We start from the raw sequence: 17,693 nt of genomic DNA on the forward strand, positions 1-17,693 counted from the left end.
TGGTGATTCGGCACTAACGGCCGAAGTGAGGAGTCGTTAAATTTAACTAGCTCCGTGCTGGTGAAAAGTGATTGCATACCGATCGCTTCCGGTCGAGGTCAACCATGAATAATTATCAACCCGAAGACGTTCAATGGATCAAGTCTTTGTTACGTCACGATGACGGCGATTCCAACTCCGCAACCGAGGATATTTTATTCTTAGATGAGGATAACGAAGAAGCTGATCGTTTCGATTTAATTAGTGCCTATATTGATAACGAAGTAACGGTAGAGGAAAGGAAGCTAGTTCAGCATTGGTTAGACCATGATGCTGCTGCTAAAAAACTCTATCAGCAGCTCTTGGGATTACAAACTAATTTAAAGCAAATTCCCGTACCGGTTACTATTGCCAGCGACCAGTTAGCAGAACAGGTGTTGAGAAAAGTCGATGGTCAGCGTCGTCGGCAATATTATGTTTATGGTGGCGCAATTTTCACTGCTATGGCGATCGCTGTTGGCTCCTACTTCGTCTCGGGACGCAATGCTCCTCTCTCTCGAATGGCGATCAGTCCGGGCAATATTAGCCAAGAGGGAGACCATTTGATGATTGCTCTCAACCATCCGATTATCGAGATTCCCGCAGCGGAACAGCCAAAAGAGAATGGCCAACGGTAAGGTCTATGGAGATAAATGCCAGCATTCTCGTGCGATCGCCCAATCTTCCGCCGTAGCAATTACCATCACTCGCACTTTAGATGTCTCGCTGGCGATATCCTCATCCCGGGGATGGGCGGCATTTTTAGCCAAATCTAACTCTAAACCCAAAAAAGACCAGCCTTGACTGGCTTTTTCCCGTACTAAAGCTGAATTTTCGCCGATTCCTGCCGTAAATACCAACACATCTAACCCCTCTAGAGAAGCGATCATCGATCCGATTAAACTTTTCAGACGATGAATATACATCTCAAATGCTAATTTTGCCCTCTGGTTGCCTTCGGCCATTGCCGTGGTAATTGCCCGCATATCCCCAGAAATACCGGAAATTCCCTTTAAACCGGATTCTTTATTGAGCAAGCCATTTAAACTATCGGGATTATATTGATATTCTCGCTCTAGATAAATCAGAATCCCTGGATCGATCGAACCGCTGCGGGTTCCCATCATCAATCCCTCTAGGGGAGTAAATCCCATGGTGGTATCGATACTTTTACCCCCCTTGACTGCCGATAGGGAAGCACCATTGCCCAGATGACAGATCACCATTTTCAAGGATTCTAGGGGTTTTCCCAGCAATTCGGCGGCCCGTTGGGAGCAGTACTGATGACTGGTGCCATGGAAACCATAGCGACGGATTCCCAGTTCACTCCATTGGTAGGGAATGGGATAAAGAGAAGACTCAGGAGGGATAGAACGATGAAAAGCAGTGTCAAACACTGCTACTTGAGGAACATCGCCCAAAAATTGCTCGATTGCCTCAATTCCTTCTAAATGAGCGGGATTATGGCTAGGAGCAAGGGGAATCAGCTTTTTAATCGTTTCTTTGACTGGCGGAGTGATCATGGTCGCCTGGGAATATTCCGTGCCACCATGGACAACTCGATGACCGACTATACTAATGTCGGCGAGGTTGGCTACTACCTTAGTTTCGCCAGTGACTAAGGTATCTAACATCCGAGCAATTGCCGCCGGACGATCCTGACTAGAAAGATTAATTTCCTGTTTAATTCCCTTAGCTTTTACCGTTAAAACCCCGTAATCAGGGTTAACGGTCCAATCGATCCCCGCTGCCCAAATTGGTTGGGGAGGATGGCCGGGGAGAAACTCTAAATCGTACAAACAACTTTTTTGACTGCTCGATCCCGCATTTAAGACCAGAATTTTCATAGAAAAGCTCAATTAGGAGGTGGCCTATGCCGATCTTAATCAAACTCAGGTTAAGTCTAGATAAAATCGCTGACTTTTCGGGTTTTTCTTCAGGAAAATTTGATCTGGCTGCCATCACCCCTCCCTGACTCGGGCAATATTACAAAACTTTATCAAAAAAAAGTCAAAATAGAGCCTCTAGGGTTATAAAATACAAGAATGCCCCTTGTGAAATTGATCCAAGAAGCTACCTCTGATGCAAGTTAAAGCCTCTACATTGGATTTAGAGCTAGTTCTCGTCCTTTTCACCAGTGGAATGTCAACATCGCACCACGAATCTCTAGAATGGAATTTTTGCGTATTCTAGATAACCGTGATTACTAGAGGATTTCTTAAGTATGTCAGAGGTTCCTGCCGTTACAGATGCCACCTTTAAAGAAGTAGTTTTAGATAGTGCCGACCCTGTCCTAGTGGATTTCTGGGCTCCTTGGTGCGGCCCTTGTCGAATGGTGGCTCCCGTTGTCGGAGAAATTGCCGAACAGTTCCAAGGGCAAGTCAAGGTGGTGAAACTCAACACCGACGAAAACCCCAATATCGCTAGTCAGTACGGGATTCGCAGTATTCCTACTCTGATGATCTTCAAAGGAGGTCAAAAAGTCGATATGGTGGTCGGGGCTGTACCGAAAACCACTTTAGCTAATACCCTAACTAAACACCTGTAGAGTAGTTGACTAGGTTTTCTGGTAACGCATACCGGGTAACTGAGTCACTAAACCGATTAATTCTAATTCCAATAAGATCCCCGCCACTTCTGAGGTGGGGATTTGCATTTTTTCAACAATAATGTCAAACAAAAGGGGATCTCGGTTAAATAACTGATACACTTGTGCTAGTCTAGGTTCTAGATTCGCTGGAGGAGCAGCATTAACGACCGGGGATGTCTCTGGAGGGAGTGAAGGGGAGAGATTAACCGGTGCGGATTGGTTCACGGTAGGAATTGCCCCTAACATTTCTAATAATTTCTCCTCAGAAACGATAATTTCTGCCCCCTGATGAATCAGTTGTAAACAACCCCTAGCGGCGGTAATATCCGGAGAATTGGGTAAAGCATAGATATCGCCGCCAAATTCGTTAGCATAACTGGCAGTGATCAGGGAGCCAGACCTTTCTGGGGCCTCGATAACAATCGTCGCACGACTTAACCCGGCGATAATGCGATTACGACTGGGAAAATGGGCTTTATTCGGCTGAGTTGCCGCAGGATGTTCACTTATGACTAAACCCTGCTTTTGGATGTCCGCCTGTAGCTGCCGATGACGACTAGGATAAACCACATCGACCCCCGTTCCCAAGACGGCAATCGTTCTTCCCCCTGCTTTTAAACAGCTTTGGTGTGCCTCGCCATCAATTCCTTCGGCCATGCCAGAAACAATAGTAAATCCCTGTTGAGCTAAAAGGGTACTTAAGCGCCGCGCCCAGCGCCGGCCGTGCTCCGTGGGGTTACGAGTACCCACAATGGCGACGGTGGGGATATTTCCCTGATTTTCCTCTAAATTGACCTTTCCTTGATAGTAAAGTAAGGGGGGCGGACTGGGAATTTCCCAGAGAAAGCGGGGATATTCTGGGTCGCTAGGAGTCCAAAAAAGGGGGTTTTTCTGGATATGTTCGGCGAAAAGAGCTTCTGGGTCAATTTGCGATCGCCCTTCCTGTACCGCTACCATTAACTTTTTGCCGAATCCCGCCACTTCTGCGATCGCAGAATCGGTGGCATTCCAGGCCACAGCGACACTGCCGAAATGCTGATAGAGTCGCTTTAGGGAAATTGGCCCAACTCCAGCAATACTTGACCATGCTAACCAATAAACGCGCTCGTCTGTCAATTTGAAAAGCTCCTCAGACAAAGTAATAATTCAAGTCGGTTTTAACCGAATTCGGCCAGATGACCCTATTTATTTTAATTTTGACACTTAAAACGGACGGGGATTCTTAAGAGATGTAAATCCTGAAAGGGGTAGCCAAAAACCCGCTAGACACTCGCTCAACACTGAGTCTGTGCTTACTTTTAACTAAAATATTGGCACTCCTATTAATATCGGCGGCCACAAGATGCTTATCCTTTATTCTATAGAATCCTCCCTTAATCCTTCTGCCAGAAAACTTCTGTTGACTGGGATTATTGGCATTGTAAATAGGAATCTGATCTCGATCGTAAAAATTAGCTTTAGAGGCGTAAGATTCCTCTTGTTCACCATACCCCATTCCGTACCTCGAACACAAATCTTTCAGTTTTTGTCTCAACTGCCAAAAAGGAATTTGCACAAAGTTTTGATTGTTAGAACAGCCGATATTAATCTCTGGCTTGATACCTGGATTATATCCAACTACCAATTTGCCCATTTGATTAGTCAGGCAATGGTTAATTATTATGGTCGCCGTTTTATTTAAATAATCTCGAAGAGAATTTTTCGCCATCGATGACAATCTTTCTCGTCAAGGTGAAGCCCAGACTAATCGTATCATTTATCAGTTATCATTGATCAGATGTGAGTTTTCAGTTCACTGATTAGCGAAACATTCTCAATGTCAAGCCGTCCTAAAAGGACGGGGTTTTAAACCCAGTATTTTCGATGATACAGCGTACCTCACCATTAAGATAACCGTTATAGATATGGCTGGTCATAGTAAATGGGCAAATATTAAACGACAAAAAGCCCGCGTTGACGCAAAAAAAGGCAAAACTTTCACCCAGTTATCCCGGGCGATTATCGTGGCTACCCGTAACGGGGTTGCCGATCCGGCGGGCAATTTTCAGCTACGCACGGCGATCGAAAAAGCCAAGGCGGCCGGTATTCCTCATGAAAATATCGAAAGAGCGATCGCTAAAGGGGCGGGAACTTTTGAAAATGACTCGGCTTTTGAAGAAATTCGCTACGAGGGTTATGGTCCCGGAGGGGTGGCGATCCTGATCGAAGCACTGACCGATAATCGCAATCGCACGGCAGCGGCTCTGCGGGCGGCTTTTAGCAAAAATGGCGGTAATTTAGGCGAAACGGGCTGTGTGGGCTGGATGTTTGACCATAAGGGGGTAATTCGCCTTGAGGGAACTATTGATGAGGATAAGCTTTTAGAAGCTTCCCTAGAGGGAGAGGCCCAATCCTACGAGTTTTTTGAGAGTCAGGAGGAAGGTCAAGGAGCAGAGGTGTTTACTGAGGTGTCTAACCTGGAGAGATTGAATAAAGTTCTCCAAGAAGCGGGATTTAAGCTTAAAGAAGCAGAATTACGCTGGATTCCCACTAATACCCTAGAAGTGAGCGATCGAGAGCAGGCCCGTCTTTTATTCAAGTTAATCGACACCCTAGAATCCCTCGATGATGTGCAATCGGTAACGGCTAATTTTGATTTAGTCGAGGAATTGATGTCAGTGGATGTATGATCCTAAATTACTAGGCAGTAATTAGGGTTTGCGGCAAAAAGTTTCTTGGTGGGGTTAGGAGTCAGTAACCAGTAGCCAGTAGTCAGGAGAATTAAGAATGAATAATAATTAACCTCAGTTCGGGTTAAGGCTATTTTCCTACTCATTCCACAAAAGAATAGGGTTTACAGCGAACGAGAAAATTAGGGTTTTAGCTTATCCCGAACTCAGGTTAATTAATTAAATGGTCTCTTGACAGATTTTAGTCCATTTAATCCTTATTTTTGCCGAGGAAGGGAAAAATATGTGTAATTAATTCTGTCTGGGTCCTGATTAAATAACATTAACAGTACTGTCTTTATTACTGATTACTGATTACTGATTACTGATTACTGAAAACAACCTATGCTAGAGGCTTTACAATTTGATTTTATGCGCCAAGCGATCGCAGCAGGAATATTGGTTAGTATTGCCTGTGGTATCGTCGGTACTTTGGTAGTAGTTAATCGCGTGGTTTTTATCAGTGGGGGAATCGCTCACGCTGCCTATGGAGGGATAGGAATCGGTTATTTTTTGGGGATTAATCCCCTGGTGGGGGCGATATTTTTTACCTTTTTTTCGGCTTTAGGTATGGGCTTTTTACAGCGTCGCATCCGGGAGAGAGCCGATACTTTAATCGGGGTGATGTGGGCGATTGGTATGGCGATTGGGGTAATTTTTATTGATTTAACCCCCGGGTATAAAGCTGATTTAATGAGTTATCTTTTTGGTAGTATTTTAACTGTACCGAGGGATGATTTATGGATAATGGCGGGCATAGATATATTAATTATAGCCTTAGTTAGTATCTTTTATAAGGAGTTGTTAGCCATATCTTTTGATGAAACCTTTGCGATTATTCGTAATATTCCCGTGGAGATAATTTATTTAGGTTTAATGGGAATAACCGCTTTAACTATTGTGGCAGTAATGCAGGTAGTAGGATTAATTATGGTAATTGCTTTGTTAACTATTCCTGCGGCTATCAGTGGACAATTTGTTAAAAATATGAAGGGAATGATGGTCCTAGCGATTATTTTAGGAATTGTCTTTACTTTGATTGGTTTATGGTTATCCTATAGTTTAAATCTCACCTCGGGGGCGACAATTATTTTAGTGGCAGGATTGGGTTATTTAATCAGTCTTGCTTGGAAACCTTTCATCCTCACTATCACCAGAAAAATAGCTAATCTTTAAAGCTCTCCCCTAGTTGTGGTGATATAGCATTTATCTTAATAGTGAGGTATAAGGTTTTTATTTTCGGGAGACAGGAGCCGGTCGTTAATACCAAGTTAGGTTATACTTCATCTTTATGATAAACGCCGTAATTTAAAGAAAAAATACCAAATCCGTGTTAATCGCAATGATGATGAAATCCCGAAAGATATACTGTGACTAGATTTATCAATAATTTTGGTCAGCGGATTTGGTAAAATCAAGTAATTAATCGAGTTCATCAAACAAAAGTTCCTCTAGAATCGGTCCCATACCGTCATCATCGGGGGAAACTAATTCAACCTTCCCTTCCCCATCACCGACAGCTAAGAATAACAAAGGAGCAAGGGGACTGTAAATCGAGTATTTTTGGTCTTCGGAAAAGAAACTGGCGAGAAATTGCAATTCTTCCGGCTCTGATGACGAGGAAGGAGCATCGCTATCGATTTCTAAACTGAGAACATTATCTTCTTCCAGGGGAGGCAATTCACCACTAACGGTTAAGGTGTGAGCAGTGGGTTTGAGCAATAGGTCTAATTCTGCTAAAACTGCCTTAGCATCGGCAAAAACCCGCTCGATTTCCTCGCTATCTTCGATTAGGAAGGCATCAGATTCTTCTTCCTCCGATTCCTCGTCCCAAGCTAGAATCATCACCGGGGTATCCACGGGGACAAGAAGCATATAGGTGAGGTCATCGGTTTCATAGGCGTTCTCAATATAACAGTCCAGCGATCGACCTTGCTCATCCCAGAGGGTTATGATATCCGCTTCTTCGAGTTCGTTTTCTTGAAAATTAAATTGAGGGGACATAGGCTCTCAAACGCTAATGATTGAATCAGAATATCATGAGTTGATCCTCAATCAAACCAAGAATTCCGGTGCAAATGTTGAAAACCCTGCACATCAGTTAAATTGTATTGTAGGGGCGTGATGGTGATAAAATTCTCGCCAATAGCGCGCACATCCGTAGGCACTTGCGGGGGTAAATGGCTGTAGTCCGGTTGTTCGATATCTTCCACCACTTCCCCAATTAACCAGTAATAACTTTTACCCCTGGGATCCAGTCTTTTCTCGAAGGTTTCCTCGTAGCGTCGCAATCCTTGCCTAGTGATTTTCACTCCCTTGATTTCGGCACTACTAACTGGAGGGACGTTAACATTGAGTAAAGTGGGAACGGGAAAAGGATTAAGGGCAACTTTCCTGACTAAAGTGAGGGCAAAATCGGCGGCCGGCTGGAAATCACAGGCTTTAAAACTGGCGAGACTAACAGCAATACTGGGAATACCTTCGATTAATCCCTCCATGGCCGCAGAAACCGTGCCAGAATAGAGGATATCGGTGCCGAGATTAGACCCGTGGTTAATGCCAGCTAAAACTAAATCGGGACGCTCTTTGAGGACGGCACTAAGGGCAAATTTCACCGAATCGGCCGGAGTTCCCGAGCAGGACCAGGCAATCACATCGGGATGAAAAATTCCTTCCACCTGTTCGGCCCGGATGGGATGGTGTAAGGTTAGGCCATGACCGGTGGCAGAGCGCTCGCCGTCGGGACAAACTACGGTCACTTGATGACCGGCGGCAGCGAGGGTGTTGGCAAGGGTGCGGACTCCTAGCGCGGAAATGCCGTCATCGTTACTGATAAGTAGTTTTAAAGAGCGATCGCTAGTCATAGGAAATTTCTGCTCTACTGCGCCGGCTAGTGGTATAATGTAATAGTATTTTATCGTGGGTACGTAGCTCAGAGGATAGAGCACCAGGTTCCGGTCCTGGGTGTCGGGGGTTCGACTCCCTCCGTACTCGTTCAGTGATCAGTCATCAGTGATCAGTTAAGTCCTAAGCAAAATTAATTACACATCTAAGCCGTCAGCTTTTTGCTGTGATCAGTAAACAGAGACATCCCCAAAATTTATATAGCAATTCCCATAGTTGTGAGGTACAGAGTCTTAGGTTTTGAGGAGTCGGTCGTCAGGAGTCAGGATTCGGGATTCAGGATTCAGGAGTCAGGATTCGGGATTCAGGAGTTAAGATTTTGGTGTGCCTCATGAGATTGGAAAACGCTATAACCCAATCACAGCTTGCTTTTGTCTTGTGTACTAATAAATAGTTATAACTGAAATGTATATCTACTGATTACTGATTACTAATTTTCGATTATGTCCACCTTCTTTAAATTAATTGACGAACGCTCTCTAAACTTGAATTAAAGAACTATCGACGGTGGCTAAAAGTGTTTGCACTTCCTCATCGCTGGTTTGGGAAAAGTCTTCGTACCAAAGAGAAATCGATCTCAATTCGTAGGGTTTATGTAGGCAAATTACTCGATCGACTAATTTTTCTAATTGATCACAGACTTCCAGTGGGGCAATAGGAACAGCAATAATAATAGCAGCGGGATTTCCAGCTTTAAGGGTCAGAATCGCCGCTTTAATCGTTGCTCCCGTAGCGATACCATCATCTACTAGAATAATCGTTTTTCCCGTTAGGCTGGGAAAGGGTCGCTCACCTCGATACAAGCGATCGCGTCGCTCTAATTCGATCATTTCTTCCTTTGCTACCCGTTCCATCATCGCTTCCGATAGGTGCAAGTCCTCAACAATACTTTCATTGATTACCCGCACCCCATTCTGACCGATCGCCCCAAAAGCTAACTCTTTTCGCTCTGGCACACCTAATTTTCGCACTAAACACAGATCTAGGGGTAAATGTAACCTTTGGGCAATTTCAAAGGCGATCGGAACCCCACCCCGGGGCAAAGCCAAAACCATCACCCTAGCACTATTTGTATATTCTGTCAAGTAACTAGCTAATAGTCTCCCTGCCGAGTGCCGATCTTTGAGCAGATAAGTCATAATGCCCTCCTAGGGGCTAATCCCCTTGGGTATCCTTGCTTTCCCCTGCCTTTATTCTATATTTCTCCGCTCATCTCTAGCTGAAATGTTAAGAAATTTAGCGAAGGCTTGACATTTTTTCGACTAACCGAAGTTTTTCCAGGCCAAAGATCGGCTAAAATCTTAGGCGAGAGGGTTTTGTCAAGTTAGGTAACAAACATGAATCAAAGTTTAAGTGATGCGCTAGAGCAGATCGCCGCTGCCTTTCGCGGTCTCGGAACTCCCGAACCGATCGTTCATTGGGGACATCCAGTCATGATGGGGATTGTGGTTTTAGTTATGGGTAGTTATACTGCCTATGCCGGTTGGCAAAGCCGTTTAAGCAAAGATGGGGAAGTAGTGGCCAAAAATAGAGCCGATCACCGCAAACTCGCTCCTTGGCTGTTTTTATTTATCGTTCTCGGTTACACCGGCGGTGTTTTATCCCTGGTCATGCAGAAACATCCCATCCTCGAAAGCAGCCATTTCTGGACAGGATCGATCGCGATCGGTTTATTAGCTTTCAATGGATTATTATCCCTCACAGGCTTCGCTGGCGGGAAAAAAGAACTTTTTCGGACTATTCACGCCTATATAGGCAGTATTGCCCTGATTTTACTGCTAGTTCACGGTGTTTTCGGTCTTCAGTTAGGATTATCTCTCTAGTTGGTTTATTTATGGCTTCGGGTGGGCTAATTCCCACCTGGAATTTTTCACCGCGGCAGACTGTGGCCAAGGGCAATAATTGAAGAAATTATGACTTTAAGTGCTATTGTCGGGATTCCGAGTTTAGAATTAACAGGTAATTTACCAAGAAGGTATCGTCACGCAACGAGGAGATAGATATTTTGAAGAAAGTAGAAGCGATTATCCGACCCTTTAAACTTGAAGAAGTGAAAATCGCCCTAGTTAACGCGGGCATTGTCGGGATGACCGTATCTGAAGTTAGAGGTTTCGGTCGTCAGAAAGGTCAACCGGAACGTTATCGCGGTTCCGAGTATACCGTCGAATTTCTCCAAAAACTCAAGATCGAGATAGTCGTCGAAGATAAGCAAGTCGATATGGTCGTCGATAAGCTGATTTCTGCCGCGCGTACTGGTGAAATCGGAGACGGTAAAATCTTCATCTCCCCCGTGGGACAGATCGTCCGCATCCGTACCGGAGAAAAAGACCTGGAAGCGATTTAACCTCCAGACAAGGGATGATAGTACAATCCTGTCATCCCCCCCCCATTGACAGTGTTTCCCATCAAGAAGTGTAACCTAATTTGGTATCGACGACCAATTCCCTAAAACGAAAAATTTGTACCTCACCATTAAGATAACTGCTGTAATTAAATCTATTGGCTCGGTCTGCCCCCATCACCACTCAAGACCGCTGACTGGTAAAAATAATTCAACCAGATTAGATATTATCATTTCCAGTGACTAAAAAAAATCTCTTGCCTAAAAGGTCACAAATATTATACAATGTTTGATCGTGGCCAAAATCGGTGTTAGGTGGTGTCCAAGGCACTGCCAAGCAGAACCGCCTTGGTCAATCGGTCTTCGCCGGGATACTGAAGATCAACCCTTTAAGTCCCCAAGAAACAAAGACCAGCAACAATCTAGGCAGAACCAGCAACCCTGTCTAGTCCTACTTACGAATTTAACGGGATGCCAGCTTAAATAACTCGAAAAAAGTCATTCAAGTTGGGCAGGCTGATAAAGCGGGAAAGATTTTTCTCGCTCCTATAGCCACGGCCACGTTATTTTTGATTGTCGTCTAGTAAAGATAAAGAGAACAATCCGTGTCTATCGGTATCCTCGGTACAAAACTGGGCATGACCCAAATCTTCGACAACAAAACGGGAGTCGCCATTCCCGTCACCGTCGTTCAAGCCGGTCCGTGTCCCGTCACCCAAGTCAAAACTAAAAAAACCGACGGTTATGAATCCATTCAAGTGGGATACAAAACCGTCAAAGAAAAAGCCCTCAATAAACCGCTACTCGGTCATTTAGCCAAAGCCGGTGTCTCCCCCCTGCGGCATTTAATCGAATACCGTCTTGAGGACGCATCCGCTTACACTTTAGGCCAAGAAATTACCGCCGCTATCTTCCAAGAAGGCGATTTGGTCGATGTGGCTGGAACCACCATCGGACGGGGTTTCTCCGGCTATCAAAAACGCCATAACTTCAAGCGCGGTAACATGACCCACGGTTCCAAAAACCACCGTCTCCCCGGTTCCACCGGTGCCGGTACTACCCCAGGCCGGGTTTTCCCGGGTAAGAGAATGGCTGGACAATACGGAGCCACCCAAGTGACCATCCGCAAATTGTCCGTGGTCAAAATCGATAGCGAACGCAACCTGATCCTGATCAAAGGAGCCGTCCCGGGCAAACCAGGAACCCTGTTAAACATCACCCCCGCCAAGAAATTTGGTAAATAGGGCAAGGAAAGATTAAAGCCATGGTTAACTACACAGTCAAAAATTGGCAAGGGGAAGAAGCGGGAACAGGCACCCTGGAACTGAAAACCGCTAAACCCGAAACCGCCAAACACCTAATTCACCGCGTCGTCGTCAGCCATCTAGCGGCGGCCCGCCAAGGTAATGCCTCCAGCAAAACCCGCTCGGAAGTGCGCGGCGGTGGTCGCAAACCCTGGCGGCAAAAAGGCACCGGTCGCGCCCGGGCCGGTTCGATCCGTTCTCCCCTCTGGCGTGGTGGCGGTGTCATCTTCGGACCAAAACCGAGAGATTTTGAGGTTAAGGTCAATCGCAAAGAGAAAAGATTAGCCCTGAGAACCGCTTTGATCAGCCAGGCCGATAACTTTATCGTGGTTGAAAGCTTCGCCGAACAATTCTCCCAACCCAAAACCAAAGAACTCACCGCTGCCTTAAGTCGCTGGGGAGCCAGTCCAGAGGAAAAAATTCTGCTGATTTTGACGGAAATTCCCGAAAATGTCTATTTATCGGGGCGTAATATCTGCAATCTCAAAATTATTCGCGCCGATAGTCTCAACGTCTATGATGTCATCCTAGCCGATCGAGTTATCGCCACCGCCGCAGCCCTAGCCAAAATTGAGGAGGTCTATGGTGCTTAAAACTGAAGCCAGGCAACTCGCCGATCTGATCCTAAAGCCGATCGTCACCGAGAAAGCCACCCTACTCCTAGAACAAAATAAATACGTCTTCGATGTCGCCTTGAAAGCGACCAAGCCGGAAATTCAAGCGGCGATCGAACTGCTGTTTGAGGTGAAAGTAACGAAAGTGAACACCAGCCGCCCCTCTCGTCAGAAAAAACGCGTCGGCCGTTTCCTCGGTTACAAACCCCAATACAAACGCGCGATCGTCACCCTAGCCGAAGGCGACTCGATCACCCTCTATCCCGACGTATAACAACCAAGAAACCCGATAACGGAAAACTAAACTATGGGTATTCGTTCTTTTAGACCTTTAACCCCCGGGACAAGGCAGGCGGCCATCTCCGACTTTAAAGAGATCACCAAAACCGAACCGGAAAAGTCCCTAACTCATCGCAAACACAGCAAACAGGGGCGTAATAATCGCGGTGTCGTTACCAGTCGTCACCGGGGCGGCGGCCATAAACGCCTCTACCGGATTATCGATTTTCGTCGCGATAAACGGGATATTCCGGCCACAGTAGCGGCGATCGAGTACGATCCTAACCGTAACGCCCGCATTGCCCTGCTTTTCTACAAAGACGGGGAAAAACGCTACATCATCGCCCCCGCCGGTTTAGGCGTTGGTGATACCGTCATCGCCGGAGAAAACGCTCCCTTCGAGGTCGGTAATGCCCTACCCTTAAGTCGCATCCCCCTAGGGACAGAAGTTCATAACATCGAACTCGTTCCTGGTCGCGGTGGTCAAATGGTGCGGGCTGCTGGTGGTTTCGCCCAAGTGGTAGCCAAAGAAGGCGATTACGTTACCATCCGCCTCCCCTCCAAAGAAGTCCGCATGATCCGGCGTGAATGCTACGCCACCATCGGAAAAGTCGGTAACGCCGAAGCGAGAAATATCAGTCTCGGTAAAGCCGGTCGTACCCGTCACCGCGGTCAACGGCCTCATGTTCGGGGTAGCGTCATGAACCCAGTCGATCACCCGCATGGAGGTGGAGAGGGTCGCGCTCCGATCGGACGTTCTGGCCCGATGACTCCCTGGGGTAAACCCGCCCTCGGTCGCAAAACTCGCAACAAGAAAAAACGCAGTAGCGATCTGATCGTGCGCCGTCGTAACCAAGGTTAGAAATTATTACTTTACTTTTGACTGAAAATTATGGGTCGTTCACTGAAAAAGGGGCCATTTGTCGCCGGCCACCTGATGGAAAAAATCGAAAAACTCAACGCACAGGGCAGTAAACAAGTGATTAAAACTTGGTCCCGTGCCTCGACAATCATTCCCGATATGGTCGGTCACACGATCGCCGTTCACAACGGCAAACAGCACGTTCCCGTATATGTTTCCGAGCAGATGGTCGGTCATAAACTCGGTGAATTCGCTCCCACCCGCACCTTCCGCGGCCACGCCAAGAGCGACAAAAAAGCAGGACGGAAATAAATCAGCCGCTACTCCATCAGCTAGATAGTGGCCTCTGAGCAAGGCCGAAGAGTCGTGACCATAAATCACCAAGACTGATAACTGATGACTGATAACTGATAACTGATAACTGATAACTGAAATGACCATCGATACCTCTAACGAAGTCAAAGCGATCGCCCGCTATATTCGGATGTCACCCCTGAAAGTCAGACGGGTACTCGATCAGATCCGCGGGCGCTCCTATCGGGAAGCCCTAATTATTCTCGAATTCATGCCCTACCGGGCCTGTGACCCGATCCTAAAAGTCCTGCGTTCCGCCGTTGCCAACGCCGAAAATAACGAAGGACTCGATCCCGCCACTTTGGTAGTTAGCCAAGCCTTTGCCGATGGCGGACCGACCCTAAAACGTTTTCGACCCCGGGCCCAAGGGCGCGCCTACCAAATTCGCAAACCCACCTGTCATATCACCGTCGCCGTCGCTCCTAGCAACAAAGACTAATCACCTTAACTAAAAAAACCACAATGGGACAAAAAATCCATCCCCTCGGTTTTCGTCTCGGCGTTATCAAAGATCATAAATCTTGCTGGTATGCCGACGCGAAACGTTACCCCGAACTACTGCAAGAAGATCGCCGCATTCGTCAGTACGTCGAAAAAAACCTTGCTAATGCCGGTATCGCCGATATTCGCATCGAACGTAAGGCCGATCAAGTAGATATTTCCATCCACACCGCCCGCCCCGGTGTCGTCGTCGGTCGTGGTGGCACGGGAATCGAACAGCTGCGCCTAGGTTTACAAAAAGCCCTCGGTGGCCAGCGTCAAATTCGCATTAACGTCATTGAGGTCGCTCGCGTTGATGCCGATGCCAACCTGATCGCCGAATACATTGCCCAACAACTAGAAAGACGGGTTTCCTTCCGTCGTGTTGTCCGGCAAGCCATCCAACGGGCCCAACGGGCTGAAGTCAAAGGGATCAAAATTCAAGTTAGCGGTCGTCTCAACGGTGCAGAAATCGCTCGGACCGAATGGGTGCGGGAAGGACGAGTTCCCCTGCATACCCTGCGCGCCGATATTGATTACTCCTATAAAACCGCCAGCACCATCTACGGGATTCTAGGCGTGAAAGTTTGGATCTTTAAGGGCGAAATTATCCCCGGCCAAGAAGAAATTGCCGCCGCCGTTCCCGCTCAAGCACCGCGCCGTCAACAGCGTCGCCGTCAACAGTTTGAAGATCGCTCTAGTGAGGGCTGATCCCTAATATTTATCAGTGGTAAATAGCTCATGTTAAGTCCCAAAAGAACAAAATTCCGCAAACAACAGCGCGGACGGATGCGCGGGCTGGCCACCGGCGGAAATACGATTAATTTCGGCGATTTCGCCCTGCAAGCCACCGAACCCTGTTGGATTACTTCCCGTCAAATCGAAGCGGCCAGACGGGCAATGACTCGTTATATTCGTCGGGGTGGCAAAATCTGGATTCGCGTTTTTCCCGATAAACCCGTGACCCAACGGGCCGCAGAAACTCGGATGGGTTCCGGGAAAGGTTCCCCCGAATTCTGGGTGGCCGTGGTTAAACCGGGGTTCATTATGTTTGAGATTGCCGGGGTAGCCGAACCCGTGGCCCGGGAAGCAATGCGCCTAGCCGCCCAAAAATTACCGATTAAGACCAAATTTATCACTCGCGAGGAGGATTTTGTCTAATGGCTTTACCGAAAATCGCCGAAGTGAGGCAGATGAGCGATGAGGACATCGCTGATGCTATCCTCGCTGCCAAAAAGAAACTGTTTGAATTGCGTTTGCAACAGGCCACCCGCCGCTTGGAAAAAACCCACGAATTCAAACACACCCGCCACCGTCTCGGCCAATTATTGACCGTAGAACGGGAGCGCCAACTAGCCCAGTCCACCCCGGAGGCATAACCCGCTATGGCAGTTAAAGAAAGAGTTGGGGTAGTAGTCAGCGACAAAATGGATAAAACCGTAGTGGTAGCCATTGAAAACCGCTCTCCTCACCCTAAATACGGCAAAATCGTCGTGAAAACCCAGAAATTTAAAGCTCACGACGCAGAAAATCAAGCCAAACAAGGCGATCGAGTTCGTATTCGTGAAACCCGCCCCCTCAGTAAAACCAAACGTTGGGAAGTGGCGGAAATATTAACCGATAATTAAATTTCACCTAGGTAAAAACCGTGATTCAACAACAAACCTACTTAAATGTCGCTGACAATAGCGGGGCGCGGAAACTAATGTGTCTGCGGGTGCTGGGAACAGGTAACTGTACCTACGGTGGCATCGGTGACAAAATTATCGCCGTGGTTAAGGACGCTATCCCCAATATGCCCGTGAAAAAATCCGATGTGGTGACGGCGGTGATTGTGCGGACCCGTCAAACCGTCCGTCGCGATAGTGGCATGAGCATCCGTTTTGATGATAACGCCGCCGTGATTATTAATAATGACGGTAATCCCAAAGGTACTAGGGTTTTTGGTCCTGTCGCTCGGGAATTGCGCGATAAAAACTACACCAAAATTGTTTCCTTAGCCCCAGAAGTTCTCTGATCAAAGTGAAAAGAACCAAGGCAATTGGCTGATGGCTAGTCTAAAACTTTTCACACTTTGAGGTCAAAAAAAATGAGTAAGAAAAACATTCAAACCCCGCCCCAAAGGCAAAAAATGCACGTTAAAAAAGGGGATGTGGTTCAGGTAATCGCCGGTTCCGATAAGGGCAAAGTGGGCGAAATTTTACGGGCCCTACCCCAAGAAAGCACCGTGGTGGTCAAGGGAGTTAATATCCGCACCAAACATACTAAACCCCAACAGGAAGGGGAATCGGGTCAAATCGTTACCTACGAAGCACCGATTCACAGTTCCAAAGTGATGCTCTATTCCGAGAAGAAAAAAATCGCCAGTCGGGTGGGTTATACCTTTACCGAAGACGGTCGGAAAGTGCGGATACTGAAGAAAACTGGCGAAATTATCGATTAGTTTCCCATCAATTCTAGTTCCTGACCAAGCCCAGGAAAAGTAAGCAGCAAAACTATGAGCCAAAGACTAAAAACCACCTATCAAGAAACCATTGTTCCGAAACTGAAAGAACAATTTGGTTATACCAATATCCACCAAGTACCTAAAGTTATCAAAATTACTGTTAACCGCGGTCTTGGGGAAGCTTCACAAAATGCCAAAGCTTTGGAGTCTTCCAAGGAAGAACTGTCCACCATCACCGGACAACAACCGGTAGTGACTAGAGCTAAAAAAGCGATCGCTGGCTTCAAAATTCGCGAAGGAATGCCCGTGGGTGTCATGGTGACATTGCGCGGCGATCGAATGTACGCTTTTTTAGACCGTCTCATTAATCTGGCCTTACCACGCATTCGCGACTTTCGCGGTATCAGTGGTAACAGTTTTGATGGTCGTGGTAACTACAGTTTAGGCATTCGTGAACAGTTGATCTTCCCCGAAATTGAATACGACAAAATCGATCAAATTCGCGGGATGGACATCTCAATCATCACCACCGCTAAAAACGACGAAGAAGGACGCGCCCTCCTCAAAGAGATGGGAATGCCCTTTAGATAAATCAATCAAGAGAAAAGTAAACAGTGACCGGTAAATAAGTGAACAGTGAACAGTAAACAGTGAACAGTAAACAGTAAACAGTCAACAGTGATTCAGTGAAAAGACAGCAGGAAGCTGCTATTTAATACTACTCACTTAATACTCAAATCTGATAACTGATAACTGATAACTGATAACTGATAACTGACCACTGATAACTGAT

General features: G+C 46.7%; 25 protein-coding genes and 1 tRNA gene. 20 read left to right on the forward strand and 6 right to left on the reverse strand.

What is annotated here, in order from left to right; translation table 11 throughout:
* The first annotated feature begins 104 nt into the window (after positions 1-104).
* Positions 105-656, forward strand: coding sequence for an anti-sigma factor family protein (locus RAM70_RS20465; RefSeq protein ID WP_045358728.1), 552 nt, complete (start codon positions 105-107; stop codon positions 654-656).
* A 3-nt stretch (positions 657-659) separates the two neighbouring features.
* On the opposite strand, the gene RAM70_RS20470 is transcribed toward RAM70_RS20465, so the two are convergent.
* Complete coding sequence (locus tag RAM70_RS20470; RefSeq protein WP_312675383.1) at positions 660-1,865, reverse strand: acetate kinase; 1,206 nt, start codon at positions 1,863-1,865, stop codon at positions 660-662.
* A gap of 377 nt (positions 1,866-2,242) precedes the next feature.
* On the opposite strand from RAM70_RS20470, the gene trxA reads away from it, so the two are divergent.
* Entirely contained in the window at positions 2,243-2,566 is a 324-nt protein-coding gene (gene trxA, locus RAM70_RS20475) for a thioredoxin (RefSeq protein WP_312675384.1), read from the forward strand.
* A 9-nt stretch (positions 2,567-2,575) separates the two neighbouring features.
* On the opposite strand, the gene dprA is transcribed toward trxA, so the two are convergent.
* Both dprA and RAM70_RS20485 read right to left on the reverse strand, forming a co-directional pair.
* Positions 2,576-3,724: a DNA-processing protein DprA gene (dprA, locus tag RAM70_RS20480; protein WP_312675386.1), complete on the reverse strand. Its 1,149-nt coding sequence runs from the start codon at positions 3,722-3,724 to the stop codon at positions 2,576-2,578.
* A gap of 106 nt (positions 3,725-3,830) precedes the next feature.
* Complete coding sequence (locus RAM70_RS20485; protein WP_238567795.1) at positions 3,831-4,316, reverse strand: IS200/IS605 family accessory protein TnpB-related protein; 486 nt, start codon at positions 4,314-4,316, stop codon at positions 3,831-3,833.
* A gap of 196 nt (positions 4,317-4,512) precedes the next feature.
* Here RAM70_RS20485 and RAM70_RS20490 point away from each other — a divergent pair, with 196 nt between their 5' ends.
* Both RAM70_RS20490 and RAM70_RS20495 read left to right on the forward strand, forming a co-directional pair.
* Positions 4,513-5,277 carry a YebC/PmpR family DNA-binding transcriptional regulator gene (locus RAM70_RS20490; RefSeq protein ID WP_045358723.1) on the forward strand — a complete coding sequence of 255 codons (765 nt, stop codon included), beginning with the start codon at positions 4,513-4,515 and terminating at the stop codon, positions 5,275-5,277.
* Positions 5,278-5,661: 384 nt separating this feature from the next.
* Entirely contained in the window at positions 5,662-6,492 is an 831-nt protein-coding gene (locus tag RAM70_RS20495; RefSeq protein ID WP_312675390.1) for a metal ABC transporter permease, read from the forward strand.
* Between the two features lie 246 nt (positions 6,493-6,738).
* Here RAM70_RS20495 and RAM70_RS20500 read toward each other — a convergent pair whose 3' ends face one another.
* Both RAM70_RS20500 and surE read right to left on the reverse strand, forming a co-directional pair.
* Positions 6,739-7,320 carry a DUF3727 domain-containing protein gene (locus tag RAM70_RS20500; protein ID WP_045358721.1) on the reverse strand — a complete coding sequence of 194 codons (582 nt, stop codon included), beginning with the start codon at positions 7,318-7,320 and terminating at the stop codon, positions 6,739-6,741.
* Positions 7,321-7,367: 47 nt separating this feature from the next.
* The gene (gene surE / locus RAM70_RS20505) at positions 7,368-8,180 is read right to left on the reverse strand and encodes a 5'/3'-nucleotidase SurE (RefSeq protein WP_312675392.1); all 813 of its coding nucleotides are present in this window, start codon (positions 8,178-8,180) and stop codon (positions 7,368-7,370) included.
* Between the two features lie 57 nt (positions 8,181-8,237).
* Here surE and RAM70_RS20510 point away from each other — a divergent pair.
* A tRNA-Arg gene (locus RAM70_RS20510) sits at positions 8,238-8,310 on the forward strand.
* A gap of 389 nt (positions 8,311-8,699) precedes the next feature.
* On the opposite strand, the gene RAM70_RS20515 is transcribed toward RAM70_RS20510, so the two are convergent.
* Positions 8,700-9,359: a phosphoribosyltransferase gene (locus tag RAM70_RS20515; protein WP_288000505.1), complete on the reverse strand. Its 660-nt coding sequence runs from the start codon at positions 9,357-9,359 to the stop codon at positions 8,700-8,702.
* A gap of 198 nt (positions 9,360-9,557) precedes the next feature.
* On the opposite strand from RAM70_RS20515, the gene RAM70_RS20520 reads away from it, so the two are divergent.
* The 15 genes from RAM70_RS20520 (at position 9,558) to rplE (ending at position 17,491) form a co-directional block, all read left to right on the forward strand.
* Positions 9,558-10,043 (forward strand): DUF4079 domain-containing protein, encoded by a 486-nt coding sequence (locus RAM70_RS20520; protein ID WP_312675395.1) that lies wholly within the window; start codon positions 9,558-9,560, stop codon positions 10,041-10,043.
* Positions 10,044-10,225: 182 nt separating this feature from the next.
* Positions 10,226-10,564, forward strand: a complete 339-nt coding sequence (locus RAM70_RS20525; RefSeq protein ID WP_045358717.1) for a P-II family nitrogen regulator — start codon at positions 10,226-10,228, stop codon at positions 10,562-10,564.
* A gap of 602 nt (positions 10,565-11,166) precedes the next feature.
* Complete coding sequence (gene rplC, locus RAM70_RS20530; RefSeq protein WP_002734589.1) at positions 11,167-11,805, forward strand: 50S ribosomal protein L3; 639 nt, start codon at positions 11,167-11,169, stop codon at positions 11,803-11,805.
* 20 nt (positions 11,806-11,825) lie between these two features.
* The gene (rplD, locus tag RAM70_RS20535; protein WP_002732765.1) at positions 11,826-12,458 is read left to right on the forward strand and encodes a 50S ribosomal protein L4; all 633 of its coding nucleotides are present in this window, start codon (positions 11,826-11,828) and stop codon (positions 12,456-12,458) included.
* A complete protein-coding gene (locus RAM70_RS20540) occupies positions 12,448-12,753 on the forward strand; it encodes a 50S ribosomal protein L23 (protein ID WP_045358714.1) in 306 nt (101 codons plus the stop codon). Before rplD ends, RAM70_RS20540 begins: the two co-directional genes overlap by 11 nt.
* A 33-nt stretch (positions 12,754-12,786) precedes the next feature.
* A complete protein-coding gene (gene rplB, locus RAM70_RS20545) occupies positions 12,787-13,620 on the forward strand; it encodes a 50S ribosomal protein L2 (protein ID WP_002746601.1) in 834 nt (277 codons plus the stop codon).
* A gap of 30 nt (positions 13,621-13,650) precedes the next feature.
* On the forward strand, positions 13,651-13,932 hold the full coding sequence (gene rpsS / locus RAM70_RS20550) for a 30S ribosomal protein S19 (RefSeq protein ID WP_002753908.1): 282 nt from the start codon (positions 13,651-13,653) through the stop codon (positions 13,930-13,932).
* Positions 13,933-14,053: 121 nt separating this feature from the next.
* Complete coding sequence (rplV, locus tag RAM70_RS20555) at positions 14,054-14,413, forward strand: 50S ribosomal protein L22 (RefSeq protein ID WP_002746605.1); 360 nt, start codon at positions 14,054-14,056, stop codon at positions 14,411-14,413.
* Positions 14,414-14,436: 23 nt separating this feature from the next.
* Positions 14,437-15,165 (forward strand): 30S ribosomal protein S3, encoded by a 729-nt coding sequence (gene rpsC / locus RAM70_RS20560; protein ID WP_002796425.1) that lies wholly within the window; start codon positions 14,437-14,439, stop codon positions 15,163-15,165.
* Positions 15,166-15,195: 30 nt separating this feature from the next.
* Positions 15,196-15,615 carry a 50S ribosomal protein L16 gene (gene rplP / locus RAM70_RS20565; protein WP_002734310.1) on the forward strand — a complete coding sequence of 140 codons (420 nt, stop codon included), beginning with the start codon at positions 15,196-15,198 and terminating at the stop codon, positions 15,613-15,615.
* Positions 15,615-15,833, forward strand: a complete 219-nt coding sequence (rpmC, locus tag RAM70_RS20570; RefSeq protein ID WP_045358711.1) for a 50S ribosomal protein L29 — start codon at positions 15,615-15,617, stop codon at positions 15,831-15,833. Before rplP ends, rpmC begins: the two co-directional genes overlap by 1 nt.
* A 6-nt stretch (positions 15,834-15,839) precedes the next feature.
* A complete protein-coding gene (rpsQ, locus tag RAM70_RS20575) occupies positions 15,840-16,082 on the forward strand; it encodes a 30S ribosomal protein S17 (RefSeq protein ID WP_002796423.1) in 243 nt (80 codons plus the stop codon).
* Positions 16,083-16,102: 20 nt separating this feature from the next.
* Positions 16,103-16,471, forward strand: coding sequence for a 50S ribosomal protein L14 (rplN, locus tag RAM70_RS20580; protein ID WP_002732358.1), 369 nt, complete (start codon positions 16,103-16,105; stop codon positions 16,469-16,471).
* A 72-nt stretch (positions 16,472-16,543) separates the two neighbouring features.
* Complete coding sequence (rplX, locus tag RAM70_RS20585) at positions 16,544-16,897, forward strand: 50S ribosomal protein L24 (RefSeq protein WP_002733835.1); 354 nt, start codon at positions 16,544-16,546, stop codon at positions 16,895-16,897.
* A gap of 54 nt (positions 16,898-16,951) precedes the next feature.
* Positions 16,952-17,491: a 50S ribosomal protein L5 gene (gene rplE, locus RAM70_RS20590; protein WP_002780091.1), complete on the forward strand. Its 540-nt coding sequence runs from the start codon at positions 16,952-16,954 to the stop codon at positions 17,489-17,491.
* The last annotated feature ends 202 nt before the right edge of the window (positions 17,492-17,693 follow it).

This window comes from Microcystis wesenbergii NRERC-220 (assembly GCF_032027425.1).
Classification (GTDB): Bacteria; Cyanobacteriota; Cyanobacteriia; order Cyanobacteriales; family Microcystaceae; genus Microcystis; species Microcystis wesenbergii_A.